This window comes from Vibrio sp. 1978 (assembly GCF_033344345.1).
Genome location: NZ_JAWPOP010000001.1, coordinates 23,482 through 37,927, shown reverse-complemented (window position 1 = coordinate 37,927; position 14,446 = coordinate 23,482). Strand labels below are relative to the sequence as shown.

The window sequence follows — 14,446 nt, the reverse complement described above, 5'->3', positions numbered from 1 at the left end:
AGGGATATGTAAATGATTAAACTTCACCACCTCAATCAGTCTCGTTCAAAGCGCATCATTTGGTTACTTGAAGAGCTAGATGTAAATTACGAGATTGTACCCTATGTCCGTGATTCCGTGACCTTCATGGCACCGCCAGAACTAAAAAGTGTTCACCCATTAGGAAAGTCACCTGTTCTTGAAGATAACGGCGAGATTATCATTGAGTCAGGTGCAATGACCGAATATTTGATTGAGAAATACAGTGACGGAGCCTTTGCTCCTGAGCGTGGTACAAAAGCACACACAGAATATTTGCAATGGATGCACTTTGCAGAAAGCTCTGCAATTTTACCTATGCTGCTAAAAATCTTCGTAAGCAAAGAGCCAAATGAAACTCAGTTTTTATCAGGCTATGCCGACAAGGAAGCAATGAATGTACTAGGCTACTTCGAGCAATCCTTAGAAGGCAAAACTTACCTAGTAGAAGAGCGTCTGACTGGCGCTGACATCATGATGTCTTTCATTGTCGAATTGGTTCAAAAGTTTGGTTTAGTTAATCACTTCCCTAATATTGAACGTTATGGGAAACAGCTCGCGACACACCCAGCATTTGCAAAAGCTGAACAACTTGAAGTGAAGTACTCTTAATTACTTCCCCCTTTCGCCCCTTTGATGACACGTAAAACTTCATTTAAGGGGCGATATTACTAGCATCGCAGACACGCTAACTGGATAGCGCTCCCCCCAGTCAATCGTATTCGAGAACGTCGATTGTTATGTCAATCAAGCTAATGTAGTAAATTTCTGATTCTAATATAGTTTCGACCATAGTCACCATCTATTGAATTGATAAGCAATATCAGTTTTCTCCTCCAGCTTTTCCGTAATAACCTCCTCTACAGTTTCTAAGGTATTGAGCCCTGGAGGGGGAAGAAAAATGACAAACAAGAAATTGACTACAGCAGCAGGTTGCCCTGTCGCACATAACCAAAACGTTATGACTGCAGGTCCTCGTGGCCCTCAACTATTACAAGACGTTTGGTTCCTTGAAAAATTGGCACACTTTGACCGCGAAGTGATCCCTGAGCGTCGTATGCACGCAAAAGGTTCAGGTGCTTACGGTACGTTCACAGTAACGCACGACATCACAAAATACACTCGCGCTAAGATCTTCTCTGACATCGGCAAAAAAACAGAACTATTCGCTCGCTTCACTACTGTAGCTGGTGAGCGCGGTGCAGCAGACGCAGAACGCGACATCCGTGGTTTCGCACTTAAATTCTACACTGAAGAAGGTAACTGGGACTTGGTTGGTAACAACACACCAGTATTCTTCCTACGTGACCCACTAAAATTCCCAGACCTAAACCACGCAGTAAAACGCGACCCTCGCACTAACATGCGTAGCTCTACCAACAACTGGGATTTCTGGACATCACTACCAGAAGCATTCCACCAAGTGACTATCGTAATGAGTGACCGTGGTATCCCAGCGTCTTACCGTCATATGCATGGTTTTGGTAGCCACACATTCAGCTTCATCAACGCAGAAAACGAGCGTTACTGGGTGAAATTCCACTTCAAAACTCAGCAAGGCATCAAAAACCTAACTGACCAAGAAGCAGAAGCAATCGTAGGTAAAGACCGCGAAAGCCATCACCGTGACCTTTACGAAGCGATTGAGCGTCAAGACTTCCCTAAATGGAAGATGTACGTACAGATCATGCCTGAGCTAGAAGCGGATGAAGTCAACTTCAACCCATTCGACCTAACACGTGTATGGTCTCAAAAAGACTACCCACTGATCCCAGTTGGTGAGTTCGAACTGAACCGTAACCCAGAAAACTTCTACGCAGAAGTTGAGCAATCAGCGTTTAACCCAGCAGCAGTTGTACCTGGTATCGGCTTCTCTCCAGATAAGATGCTACAAGGTCGTCTGTTCGCTTACGGCGATGCTCAGCGTTACCGTCTAGGTGTGAACCACCATCAAATCCCAGTGAACGCACCTCGTTGCCCTGTTCACAGCTACCACCGTGATGGCGCAATGCGCGTTGATGGCAACTTTGGTTCAACACTGGGTTACGAGCCAAACTACAAACAAGAATGGGCAGAGCAACCAGATTACTCTGAGCCACCTCTGCGCATCAATGGCAACGCTGATCACTACGATCATCGTGTAGACGAAGACTACTTCAGCCAAGCGGGTGACCTATTCCGTCTGATGAGCGAAGAGCAACGTCAAACTCTGTTCGATAACACAGCTCGCGCAATGGACGGTGTGCCAGAGTTCATCCAACAGCGCCACGTTCAACACGCATACCAAGCGGACGAAGCGTACGGCAAAGGTCTTGAAATTGCACTAGGCTTAAACAAGTAAGCGAACGCTGCAATCATTACACTGCGTGATTTAAAGACGAAAAAAGGAGGTGCTCTACAGCACCTCCTGATTTCAAATCACTAATCCTTAATCACAAGTCACAAACCATGCTCAAGGAGATTCATTATGATTAACTTAGATTTCTTTAAGCTCTTTGATACCAAAGAACTGTTTATCTATTACTGATTCATCAACTACTGATTTTTAGCTACCGCTTTGATCAGTACTGATGTATCCATGCGACCTAAACCATCACGTTGAAGGTCTGCGTATTGCTCATCCACTTTCTTAGTCAGTGGAAGTTCTAGACCCACTCGCTCAGCTTCTTGCAGACAGAAACCTAAGTCTTTGCGCATCCAATCAATAGCGAAGCCAAAATCGAACTTGTCTTCAGCCATTGTATTTGCGCGGTTTTCCATCTGCCAAGAACCTGCAGCGCCATGCTTAAGCGTTTCTACAACTTGAGCGATGTCCAAGCCTGATTTTTGTGCCAGCAACAAAGCTTCACTCAGACCTTGTAAAACGCCTCCAATACAGATTTGGTTTACCATCTTACAGCGTTGACCCTGACCGTTTTCACCCAGTAGCGTCATCTGCTTCGCGTACACATCCATCGCCGGAGACACACGGTCAAAAATGCTTTGTTCACCACCACACATGATGGTTAGAACACCATTTTCTGCGCCCGCTTGACCACCAGAAACTGGCGCATCAATGAAGTGATTACCATACTTAGCACACGCTTCAGCCAGCTCAACCGCTAGGTCTGCAGAAGTCGTCGTGTGATCGACTAACACTGCATCTGCTTTCAAACCGACCAGAATGCCTTCTTCACCGTAAACAACGCTACGAACGTCATCATCATTACCCACACAGGTAAAAACGATGTCACAGCCTTCTGCCGCTTCACGTGGTGTTTCACAAGCTACGCCTTGGTATTCTTCAGCCCATTTGTCGGCTTTCGCTTTTGTGCGGTTGTATACTTTGGTTTCAAAGCCCGCTTTACTTAGGTAACCAGCCATTGGGTATCCCATCACACCCAGACCAATAAATGCTACTCGTTGTTTTTCCATTGCACGCTTCCCTTAGTTCACCTGACTGAAATGTTTCGTAACATGCTACTAAAGAATTGAAATCATTACTCGTGATTTCTCTTTCCTCGGTCTCGATGATCCTGCATTGCAGTCCGTTTATTGCGCCTTCTACACCCCTTTACTTGACGATTAGCGTAACAGTCAAAGCACTTACAAAGATTCACTACTGCTTAGCGTGGAACATCGCTTGCCCACTTTTGTCCTTGTTCGACCAGAAATTGATGTTGAACTGAGCATCATCGCTCATCTCAATGCGGTGCCAGTACTGCGGTGGGCTTGTAGCAAACTGGCCTGCATTAATCACCACCACAACTTCTGCTTCTGTGGCATTTTCATCAGCAAAGCCGTAGTAAGTCACTTGCCCTTCCATGACGCACAGCTGTCCAAACACTCCCTCAGCGGTATTATGATGAGTCAGTAGCGCTGGTGGCACATTGTCTTTAGTGAAGAAAGGCGTTGAACGTTGAACAGTCCAGTCTTTAGGAATTCTTAGATGCGACATAATGATACCCTCTCTAATTACAATTCTTTTCGTTAAAATCGGTTAAGCCTGAGCGGCTTGAGACAACTCTCGGAGTAGTGGAAATGCTTGCGTAACTTGTTCTCCCGTCACGACGAAGCCCATGAGTCGGCTATTTTCATCTTCTGCTTTCGCGGCAATGCCAGTTTGAGAAATCTGCACGCTCCAGTTCGTCACCGAGCTAAAATCGCCTGCCAATTGAATTGGGTAGCTCGGCGTTTTGACCTTTACCATCATAGGCGGTAGTTTCAGCTCTGCTTCTTGCTCCAGTAGTTGTTTCCCTAAAACATTGGCACTTAGCACGATCGGTTGGAGATAAGGCATCATTCGACCTTGGATCTCGGCGCAATCGCCTAATGCAAATACATTGGCTGCTGATGTCTGTAATCGGGCATCTACCTCGATGCCTTTATTGACACTCAACCCACAAGCCTTCGCTAACCAAGTGTTAGCACGTAAACCCGCCGCTGAAATCACTACATCGGCTTCGATTGCTTTACCTTTGCTCAAGCTTGCCACCAGCGAATCATCTGAACGATTGATCGCAACTACACCAGTCTCCAAGGCAAGTTGAATACCTTGCTGCTTAAGTTGGTTTTCGAGCGGCAATGCGACGAATTCAGGAATCAAGTTAGCGAGCAAACGGGAATTTGGCTCAACCACCGTAACCGCTTTACCACTGGTTGCGAGATCCATGGCGATCTCGACGCCGATCAAACCACCACCCATTACTAGAATTCGTTCCGCGCGGCTAATTTGCTCTTCCGCTAATTGATATTCTTGTAGCGAGTTCAGCGTTATCACCTCAGGTGCTGCACCACCAGATATTGGCGGCACAAAGGCTTTCGCGCCTGTCGCAAACACCAGTTTGGAATAAGGATAGGTTTGGCCGTTGGCGACCACTTGCTGAGCTTGCACGTCGACATGCTCAACCTTGGTATGGGCGAACAGTTCGATGTTGTGTTCCTGTGCAAACGCCTCACCACTTTTAACTACCAAGTCTCGGGCAGTTTGCTTGTTACTGAATACATGACTCAAATCGGGCTTGTTGTATTCCGCGCCATCATCAGCAGTAAACACTTGCAGCGGAATATGTGCGTCCATTCGACGCACTGTTTTCACCAATTGGTAAGCCGCAAAGCCGCTACCAATAATCACAATAGGTGCTTGCATATTCCCTCCTAACCGTTGTATTCAACGAAAACGTCTTTACCCAAGTGACATTCTGGGCACAAGAAGTAATCTGGCACTTCAGACCATGCAGTACCCGGTTCAACGCCTTGATTAGGCTCGCCTTTAGCTGGGTCGTATACCCAATTACAAACGGTGCAAACCATGCATTGGCAATCTGCAGGATGCGCCTCGGCACTAGGGTTGCTAGGAGCAGCATCGACTACCGCTTGTGTTGCTACTTGTGCTGCGGGTTGTGATTGAACTTGTGGTGCAGACGTAGCAATCGCCGGAGAAATAACAGGACTTGTCAGGTCATGCTTCGCCCACAACTTCGCGATGTTCTGACCATGTTCACGGCACTCACGCATCGCATTACCATCTGGTCGCCATTTGGTTTTCAAGCTCACTGCGGTTTCAAAACCTGCGTCAGTCAATCGAGCATGGATACGATCCACCGCGCCACCATTCCAACCGTAACTACCGAATGCAGCGGCCTTCTTCGCTTTAAAGCGCAAACCAGTAATTTCTTCTAGCATGCCTGCGATCTTCGGCATCATGACGTTATTCATGGTAGAAGAACCAACCAAGATGCCTTTTGAGCGGAATACGTTGGCGAGAATTTCATTCTTATCATGCTTAGAGACATTAAAGACTTTGACCGCCACGCCAGGATCGACATCGTGAATGCCTTGCGCGATTGCATCGGCCATCATTCGAGTGTTGTTTGACATTGAATCGTAGAAAATCGTAATGCGATCTTCTTGATAATTGTCTGCCCATGCTAAGTATTGCTCGATGATTTGAACCGGATTATCGCGCCATACAATACCGTGTGACGTGGCGATCATGTCGACAGGCAAATTGAAGCTCAGCACTTCTTTGATTTTTGCGGTTACCAAGCTGCTGAATGGCGTTAAGATATTTGAGTAGTAACGCAAACACTGTTCCATCAACTCATTTTGATCCACTTCATCATTGAACAGACGTTCATCGCAATAGTGCTGACCAAATGCGTCATTGCTGAATAACACTGCATCGCCGGTTAGGTAAGTCATCATGCTGTCTGGCCAATGCAGCATCGGTGCTTCCACGAAGACCAATTGCTTACCGTTACCAATATCGATGCTATCGCCCGTTTTTACGGTTTTGAAGTTCCACTCAGGATGGTGGTGATGACCCACAATCGAATCTATCGCCGCTTCTGTACAGTAAATTGGCGTGTTCGGAATCTTCTCCATTAATGCCGACAATGCACCTGAGTGATCTTCTTCTGCATGGTTTACCACGATAAAGTCGATAGACTTAAGGTCGATTTCCATCTCTAAATTTTGGATGAATTGTTGACTGAATCGATGATCGACCGTATCAATCAATACGGTTTTCTCTTCACGAATTAGATAACTGTTGTAGCTGGTACCTTTTGTCATTTTGTATTCTGTACCGTGGAAGTCTTGAACTTCCCAATCGCGTTGACCTACCCAGTGAATGTTGTTTTTTACGTGAATTGTCATAATTACTACCTTGAATGACGGGATAAACAAAAATAATTTCTTCTTGTATTGCACCGGGCGTGCCAACTTTTAATTTCTATATATTTCAACAACTTAATTAAAATCCAACATTGAAACATGTCATTTAGACACAGTTGAAAATTGTCATTAAGACACTACAATAGTCATATTGACACAATTGGTATTGGCTATGACTTCTTTAATCGCGCAATGGCTACACATCACGCAAGACCTTAACTCGGCGCTCACTCAACAGGCTCGCTTCGATACGTTATTAACCACGATTCGAGAGGTATTGAAGTGTGACTCTTCTGCCCTTCTTTTATATGAAGACCAGCACTTTAAACCTTTAGCAATCAATGGATTGGCGAAAGAAGTGCTTGGACGCCGTTTCTCCATTGAGCAGCACCCAAGATTAGAAGCCATTGCCCGAGCAGGCGATATCGTGCGCTTTCCCTCCGACAGCGACTTACCTGATCCATACGATGGCTTGATTCCAAACCACGATGACAAACTGCATGTCCATTCCTGCATTGGTTTACCTCTGCTGATCGACGATCAACTGATTGGTGCCATCACGATTGACGCCTTCGACCCCAACCAATTTGATGGGCTACGCAACCAAGAGTTACGTTTTGTCAGCGCGTTGGCAGCAGGTGGCCTACACACTGCACTCCTACTAGAACAACTAGAGACACAAGCGAGCCTGCCACGTGACTCTTACGCCGAGAAGCGCACCTTAAGTAATGAAATCATTGGCAACTCTCAGGGTATGAAGAATCTTCAAGAGCAGATTGATGCAGTCGCCGATACGGAGTTGTCTGTATTGGTCATGGGAGAAACGGGCGTAGGTAAAGAGTTGGTTGCCAGCGCTATTCACCATCGCTCTAGCCGCTCTAACAATACCTTGGTTTACCTCAACTGTGCGGCGCTGCCCGAATCGGTCGCGGAAAGCGAGTTGTTCGGCCATATCAAAGGCGCATTTACAGGCGCAATCAGCAATCGCAAGGGTAAGTTCGAACAAGCCGATGGCGGCACACTGTTTTTAGATGAAGTCGGCGAACTGTCGTTAGAGCTGCAAGCCAAGTTACTTCGAGCCCTACAATACGGCGACATTCAACGTGTGGGTGATGACCGCCATATTCGAGTCAATACACGTATTGTCGCCGCCACCAACCGTATATTGCATGAAGAAGTGACTGCTGGTCGCTTCCGAGCCGACTTATATCACCGCCTAAGCGTCTTCCCGCTTCATGTTCCACCTCTTCGTGAACGTGAAGACGATGTGGTGTTACTCGCAGGCTTTTTTGCCGAACGTTTAAGAAGCAAATTGGGATTGAACAGCATTCGTTTGTCCCCCACTTTGGTGCAGGCACTCAAAGACTATTCATGGCCAGGCAACGTGCGAGAGCTTGAACATGTCATTAAACGTGCTGGTGTTTTGGCAAAAGCGCGTACCCACGCCATGGACATTGAGTTAGTTGAGCAAGATTTTGACATCCGAACGCCGAATCAGAACATCAAGAACGTTGAAGAAACGGAACAAAAATCTCGGCTTGAGCTACCAGAAGGCGGATTAAAGCCTGCCACAGACGCCTTCCAAAAAGCGATGATTGTTCGAGTTCTGGAAGAGAACCAAGGTAACTGGGCAGCAACGGCACGTCAGCTTGAATTAGATAACGGCAATTTGCACCGATTAGCAAAACGGATAGGGATAAAATAGACACTAACGAATATCACCTAATATGGCATATTCATCGCCAAATAAAGAGCCGATGCCCAACCGCTCACTCAGCCCACTATAAGTAGTGAGCTGAGTGCTCAGATAGAATAGCCACCTAAGTTTGACGGTATTTTCTTCTAAATTTTATTGTCTTGAACCACCTCACAGATTTAATAACCCTTAACAATAAACACAATAATAGTTAAGGTATTTTTATGAGCCAGATCTAATAAAATTAAATATATAGTATTTATTTTAAGAATCTAAACTTTCAAAGTTCATCATAATAAATACAACCTCTATGTATACACTTTACCTTCAAAAAACATCAAAATATAATCCCTTCGATAAAAACACTTAAATGAATTTAACTGTATAAAAGTGAGGAGAATAAAATATGGGATATGGGGCGACAGTATATTCATTAGATACTGAAAAGGTTTTTAACGTACTAAAGAATGAGCGTAATCCAGAGCTAGAAAAAGCCATCATGGAAAGGTGTCAAGACTCCTTTAAAGTGATTAATGAAATGCTGGAAAGTAGTGGCGAAAGCATCCGAGCTGAAGAGCTTCTTATGCAGATGCTGTCTGAAGAGATAAAATACAGTCACTTGGGTTACGCCTATGCTTACTTGCTTGAAGCTATATGTAAGATCACTGGTTATTACTTATCCAATAACTCTTGGTATCCTTGCGATGTAAACGATTTCTGCGATATTCCATTCACTAATACCGATTATCCCATAAAATTCCCACTCCCTGACGATTTCCCTGTTGTTTTTATGATAAAAAATCAAGATATTCACCAAGATAACGTTGACTTCGGAGGCTTATCAGAGCAACAAATATCTGAAGTCAAGAGCTGGTACACTCATGCAGTCGTAAACAATCGTGACTTGGTATTATTTTATTATTAATTTTAACTATTAATAAATTATCCAATAGTTAAAATAACAATAGAATATTAATAAAACTCTAGCTTATATTAAGATAGAGTTTTATCTATTTAACTGAAATTTTTATAATTTTAAAAATATTATATTTCACACCTAATTTATAGACTCTGTGTATAGTGTGTTCAGAGGCAATGTGAACTCATAGGATCAAAATCAAGTTCTAATTTTTAGAAGAAAAAACGATCTGCTTGTGTCAAAATGCGCCATCCCAACCAAAAAGTCTTAATGTAATGAACTACCAAGCTGCTATTTTTGATATGGATGGTTTGCTCCTTGATACTGAGCGCGTCTGTATGCATATTTTCCAAGAAGCATGTGAAGCCCAGAACCTACCCTTCTATAAAGATGTTTACCTTTCAATCATTGGTCGCAATGCAGCGGGCATTGAAGTGATTTTTCGTAAAGCTTATGGGGATGATCTTGACCGCTTACACCAAGAGTGGCGCGACCGTTACGACGCTGTGGTTAAGCACCAAGCGATACCGGTAAAAGAAGGGGTGATTGAGCTGCTTGAGTGGTTGAAAGGCCAAGGGTTGCCAATTGCAGTCGCCACTTCTACAGCAAAAGAAGTGGCACAGAAGAAGTTGGAGTTAGCGGGCCTAAGCAAGTATTTCGACAACTTAACGACAGGCTGTGAAGTGTCACACGGCAAACCTGATCCAGAGATCTACCTGCTTGCAGCAAGTCGTCTAAGCGTAGATCCAACCAAATGTCTCGCTTTTGAAGATTCAAATAATGGCGTACGTGCTGCGGTAGCAGCGAACATGATCACTTATCAAATTCCTGATTTGGTTGAGCCTTGTGACGAAATAAAGCAATTAGGCCATACTCTCGCACCTTCACTGCATGATGTGTTGCACACGTTAAAGCAAACTCGCTAGGCCTACTTGTCGTCTGTTCTCTAGAAGCTCAGCAATTTAGCTGAGCTTCTTTCTTGAAACCTCTCCAATACCGTAAAACCAAACAATTCTGCCACCCGTTTAGAGAGATTATTTTCACCTTAACTCTGGCTAATCACGACTTTTGATTTAACTCACGCAATCGCATGAAATAAGGCATTTGAGTGATCAAATAGCGGAACTGACCAGTACAAGCTTGCAACAAAACGTCAATATACCGATTGAAGCACGTTTTTGGAGTGAAAATTGGCTGATAATGAGAACTATTGGATAAGATCAATCCAAGTCAGCCTAAAATACAAAATGGAGAGTGTTATATGTCTTTACGTTTATTAGCAACAACCTTCGCATTAGTAGGAATGAGCTTTGGTGCCCAAGCCAGTGCCGAGTGTGAAGTGTCATTAGATGCTAACGATATGATGCAGTTTTCTACTAAAACATTGAGCGTACCAGCCACTTGTAAAGAGGTAAAACTAACGCTGAATCACACAGGTAAGATGCCAGCGCAATCGATGGGTCACAACGTGGTCATCTCTGACACAGCCAACCTACAAGCAGTCGGTACTGATGGCATGGCAGCTGGAGCAGAAAATAACTACGTAAAACCAAATGATGATCGCGTCTACGCTCACACAAAAGTAATTGGTGGCGGTGAAAGCACCAGCATTACGTTCAGTACTGAGAAAATGAAAGCCGGCGGTGACTATTCATTCTTCTGTTCGTTCCCGGGTCACTGGGCAATCATGCAGGGTAAATTTGAGCTAAAATAAAAGCTTTAGCCAAGCCAAAAGAAGACTCATTATAGGGAAGCCAAGGCTTCCCTTTTTGATAGATAAAATAGCAATTGAGAAAGGTCTAACACGTCTGGAAACGTGACCAAGAAACATAGCAAGTATGAAACCCTTGCTCCATTGAGATTAAGTTCTTTTGCGAAAAGTTATGGTTAAAAATCAGATTTTTATTTTGCCTTTCCGAAACACAACTAAATGATAAAAGTCATTCAATACCATGTAACTCTTTCCAGTTTCCTGGATGAACCACATAGCCGAACAGAGCATGCCCACCATAAACCAATTCAGTCCCTTCCGGTATCCACAGCATCTGACCTGGGTGCACAAAATGTGTTTCACCATTTGCGGTCAGCTCGAAACAGCCTTCAATCACGAAAATAACCTCATCATAAAGCACTGTCCAAGCCACTTTAGCGCCTTCCCATTTAGCAAAGCCTACGCCTATGTTTGGTGAAATTTCTGGGCTTAACGCCCTGGCAACATACGCCATTCCTGGCGTATCACCACGAACATTGAAATCTAGACTTTTACTATCAACAAGTTTGACTGGCTTCATAATTCACTCCGGCTTTGCCATTTTGCTAATTGGATACGCGTTTTTACTCCCAAACCTAAAAAAGGCTCTGGCGGATTCAAACAAGGCATTCCTGTCACTTGCTGTATGTCATCCAATGATTTAGATGTCGCACCAACGACATAGTCAGCTAACAGTGTTCCAGAAATGGTTCCCCACGCAGCACCAACACCATTGTCACAAGCGCTGGCATAAACACCTTCATCTAATTGACCGAAAAAGTTAGTAAAGTTACGAGAGATTGCATACACCCCACCCCATGTGTGAGTAAATGGTACGTCGGCCAGCTCGGGATAACGCGCCAGAAAGACCTGACGATGATCGTCGCGAATTTGTTCTCTGACTTTATCGTTCATGCTTGAGCCATATTTCGGCACGTGTTTGTAAGTATTGCGGATCAAAATACGTCGATCGGCGGTCATACGTAACGTCGTTCCCGCATGATCAGCTGGAGTTAACCCCCAATTCAGCTCACCTCCGTATCGTTGCATTTCTGCGTCGGTTAATGGACGCGTCCAGCTTGCAAACGTCATCACTGGAAGTAGTCTGTTTTTAAGATAACCAAACTCCCGAGTAAAAATGCTGGTCCCAAGCAGCAGTTCAGGGGTTTCAACAGAGCCACTATCTCCATGTAATACCCAGCAACCGTTTTCTTTACTGAGCTTGCGGATTGGCGAGTTCTCTAACACCTCGACGTTCTCTGGAAGGCTTTCCCCTAGCCCACGCACCAAAGCAGCAGGTTGCATTAAATAACCACCTGGCGTGTAAATTGCGCGGCTGTAGTAGTTGGTTCCCAAGACTTTCGCCAGCTCACTGCCATTAACATGGAAGTATGGTTCGCCAAGGTCTTTCATTAGGTGCTCAAAGTGATCGAGATACGCTTCACCGCGCGCCCCTACGGCTCCTTGATATTTGCCCTTTGCTGACCACTGACAAGAAATACTGTGCTTCGACACTAAAGTGTTTAGCTGAGCAATCGCAGAACGGTTGAGCGACAATAACTTTTGTTTGTGCTCAGGGTCGGGATGCTCAAGTGAAAACTTATGAGGCAAATCGATAACAAAGCCCGAATTTCTTCCTGAAGCCCCTTGGCCGATACGTTGCGCATCAATCAGTATAATTCGTGCATTAGGCATAAGTTCAGCTAAACGTCTTGCCATAGCTAGGCCTGCGAAACCGGCACCTAACACGGCATAGTCAGCACTTTGTTTACCTTTTAACGCCGATTTTTCTGGAATACTTGGCAACGCATGGTACCAACCACACGTCACGTCATCATTGGGTAAATGAATCATCTTTTTTCTCCGCTACGCTGCTGACAGTTTCAATGACAATTGATCTAGCCAAGGGCCGCGTAATGACTGTACTTTTCTTCCTAGCAACGCAAAACCGAGCATTGCTCCTTCTGGTGAATAAAACGCAGCGGTCAATTCATCTGCTTGGGTCTCGATGTACCATTGTCCCTGTTCTTCAGCGGCTACCGGGAAAATCGTGAGTGGAAGAATCGGCGTTTTTACAATCACTGGAGTTGGTGTTAACGAGATAGGAGCGACATCGCCTAGCAAGCTTTTCGCTACAGAAGGGATCATTTGATTAATCGGTGCAATATAGGGCTGCCAACCTTGCTCAGTTTCAACACAGTCACCTAGCGAGTAAATATTCTCATCACTCGTCTGGCCGAATTGATTCACTTTCATGCCCCGGCCAACTTCAAGCCCCGCGCGCTCAGCCAGAGAAACATTTGGCTTGAGTCCAACCGCGCTCAGCACTAGATCTGCTTCAATCTGCTTGCCACTGTTCAGATGTAAAACCGCACTGGATGCGGACCTTGGCTCGATTCTGGTGATACTGTCTTGTAGAGCCCATTGCACGCCTCGATCGGCAAGTGCGCTTTGTAATGATTCACCCAACTGTTGCGGGATCAAACGCTCCATTGGCCATTGACCCAACCCGATAACTGTTACTTCATAACCGCTTTCGATCAGATCATTTGCGAACTCACAGCCAATTAAGCCATCACCTAGGATCGCGATGCGCTTTTTGTCTTGCAGCTCCGCTCTGAAACGGCGGTAATCAACTAAGTCGTTCACACTCATAACCCAAGAGCGATCGCCCTCAATTGGGATTTCAATCGGTGATGCACCTGTTGCCAGTACCAAGCGGCTGTAGGCGTATTTACCGATGGAGGTATGTAACGTTGAATTGGCACGATCGATCTGTTCAACACGGGTATGCGGGTAAACTCGGATGTTGAGACGGCTTTCCCACTCCAACGCGCTCTCACTTTGTAGCGCGTCGCCGTCTTTATTCATGACCAGTGCATTAGACAAGGCAGGCTTGCTGTACAGTGCGCCATCATCAGCGGTAAAGACAGTGATCGGAACCGTTTCAGATTGTGCTCTAAGTGCCGCTGCCAACTGGTAACCACTGTGGCCACTGCCGATGATAACGATAGGGTCAGCTGAAAATATAGGTTGAGTGACTTCAGATGGAAGTGGCTGAGCCGTATTTGGCTGAACAGACGATCCTACCGATACCGAAGACACTGCCACGACCTCTTCTACTGGCGCATCGTCGGTGATTTCGATCATTTCAAAATCGGCCTTACCCACTAAACAATCGGGGCATAACCAATCATCCGGCACATCTTCCCATGCTGTTCCTGGTGCAATGCCATCGGATGGCCAACCTTGTGCTTCATCATAGATTAAGCCGCAAATAATACAGAGCCACTTTCTCATCACTTATACTCCAACTACCTTGTTCAGAATTTCCGTGTTTACAAACCGCTGTCAGATTTGTTGTGATTCCATCAACCTCGCCCTAGCTTGTGGTCTGAAATCCAAG

At 45.2% G+C, this 14,446-nt stretch carries 13 protein-coding genes and 1 pseudogene; 6 read left to right on the top strand and 8 right to left on the bottom strand.

The features are described 5' to 3' along the window. Nucleotides 1–12 precede the first annotated feature (12 nt). Both R8N49_RS00160 and R8N49_RS00155 read left to right on the top strand, forming a co-directional pair. On the top strand, nucleotides 13–630 hold the full coding sequence (locus tag R8N49_RS00160; RefSeq protein ID WP_005375238.1) for a glutathione S-transferase family protein: 618 nt from the start codon (nucleotides 13–15) through the stop codon (nucleotides 628–630). A 289-nt stretch (nucleotides 631–919) separates the two neighbouring features. Further along, complete coding sequence (locus R8N49_RS00155; RefSeq protein WP_017821260.1) at nucleotides 920–2,359, top strand: catalase; 1,440 nt, start codon at nucleotides 920–922, stop codon at nucleotides 2,357–2,359. Between the two features lie 194 nt (nucleotides 2,360–2,553). Here R8N49_RS00155 and R8N49_RS00150 read toward each other — a convergent pair whose 3' ends face one another. The 4 genes from R8N49_RS00150 to norV all read right to left on the bottom strand — a co-directional run bounded on the left by R8N49_RS00150 (nucleotide 2,554) and on the right by norV (nucleotide 6,657). Next, entirely contained in the window at nucleotides 2,554–3,432 is an 879-nt protein-coding gene (locus tag R8N49_RS00150; protein ID WP_005375233.1) for an NAD(P)-dependent oxidoreductase, read from the bottom strand. A gap of 184 nt (nucleotides 3,433–3,616) precedes the next feature. Further along, the gene (locus tag R8N49_RS00145) at nucleotides 3,617–3,955 is read right to left on the bottom strand and encodes a DUF1971 domain-containing protein (protein WP_005375231.1); all 339 of its coding nucleotides are present in this window, start codon (nucleotides 3,953–3,955) and stop codon (nucleotides 3,617–3,619) included. A 42-nt stretch (nucleotides 3,956–3,997) separates the two neighbouring features. After that, on the bottom strand, nucleotides 3,998–5,146 hold the full coding sequence (gene norW / locus R8N49_RS00140) for an NADH:flavorubredoxin reductase NorW (protein WP_065275445.1): 1,149 nt from the start codon (nucleotides 5,144–5,146) through the stop codon (nucleotides 3,998–4,000). Between the two features lie 8 nt (nucleotides 5,147–5,154). Further along, nucleotides 5,155–6,657, bottom strand: a complete 1,503-nt coding sequence (norV, locus tag R8N49_RS00135; RefSeq protein ID WP_065275446.1) for an anaerobic nitric oxide reductase flavorubredoxin — start codon at nucleotides 6,655–6,657, stop codon at nucleotides 5,155–5,157. A gap of 190 nt (nucleotides 6,658–6,847) precedes the next feature. Here norV and norR point away from each other — a divergent pair, with 190 nt between their 5' ends. The 4 genes from norR to azu all read left to right on the top strand — a co-directional run bounded on the left by norR (nucleotide 6,848) and on the right by azu (nucleotide 11,004). Continuing rightward, nucleotides 6,848–8,380, top strand: a complete 1,533-nt coding sequence (norR, locus tag R8N49_RS00130) for a nitric oxide reductase transcriptional regulator NorR (RefSeq protein WP_258490062.1) — start codon at nucleotides 6,848–6,850, stop codon at nucleotides 8,378–8,380. 397 nt (nucleotides 8,381–8,777) lie between these two features. Beyond that, nucleotides 8,778–9,296, top strand: coding sequence for a hypothetical protein (locus R8N49_RS00125; protein WP_053307894.1), 519 nt, complete (start codon nucleotides 8,778–8,780; stop codon nucleotides 9,294–9,296). A 269-nt stretch (nucleotides 9,297–9,565) separates the two neighbouring features. Further along, entirely contained in the window at nucleotides 9,566–10,216 is a 651-nt protein-coding gene (locus tag R8N49_RS00120) for an HAD family hydrolase (RefSeq protein WP_065275449.1), read from the top strand. A gap of 335 nt (nucleotides 10,217–10,551) precedes the next feature. Beyond that, a complete protein-coding gene (azu, locus tag R8N49_RS00115; RefSeq protein ID WP_005375211.1) occupies nucleotides 10,552–11,004 on the top strand; it encodes an azurin in 453 nt (150 codons plus the stop codon). 226 nt (nucleotides 11,005–11,230) lie between these two features. Here azu and R8N49_RS00110 read toward each other — a convergent pair whose 3' ends face one another. The 4 genes and pseudogenes from R8N49_RS00110 to R8N49_RS00095 all read right to left on the bottom strand — a co-directional run. Next, the gene (locus R8N49_RS00110; RefSeq protein WP_017635301.1) at nucleotides 11,231–11,581 is read right to left on the bottom strand and encodes an ethanolamine utilization protein EutQ; all 351 of its coding nucleotides are present in this window, start codon (nucleotides 11,579–11,581) and stop codon (nucleotides 11,231–11,233) included. After that, nucleotides 11,578–12,894, bottom strand: a complete 1,317-nt coding sequence (locus tag R8N49_RS00105) for an NAD(P)/FAD-dependent oxidoreductase (RefSeq protein ID WP_005385877.1) — start codon at nucleotides 12,892–12,894, stop codon at nucleotides 11,578–11,580. Before R8N49_RS00105 ends, R8N49_RS00110 begins: the two co-directional genes overlap by 4 nt. Before the next feature lie 12 nt (nucleotides 12,895–12,906). Continuing rightward, the gene (locus R8N49_RS00100) at nucleotides 12,907–14,190 is read right to left on the bottom strand and encodes an NAD(P)/FAD-dependent oxidoreductase (protein ID WP_240694223.1); all 1,284 of its coding nucleotides are present in this window, start codon (nucleotides 14,188–14,190) and stop codon (nucleotides 12,907–12,909) included. After that, nucleotides 14,179–14,340 (bottom strand): annotated as a pseudogene (locus R8N49_RS00095) (rubredoxin); the annotation flags it as partial. The pseudogene R8N49_RS00095 and the gene R8N49_RS00100, both read right to left, overlap by 12 nt. Nucleotides 14,341–14,446: the final 106 nt, after the last annotated feature.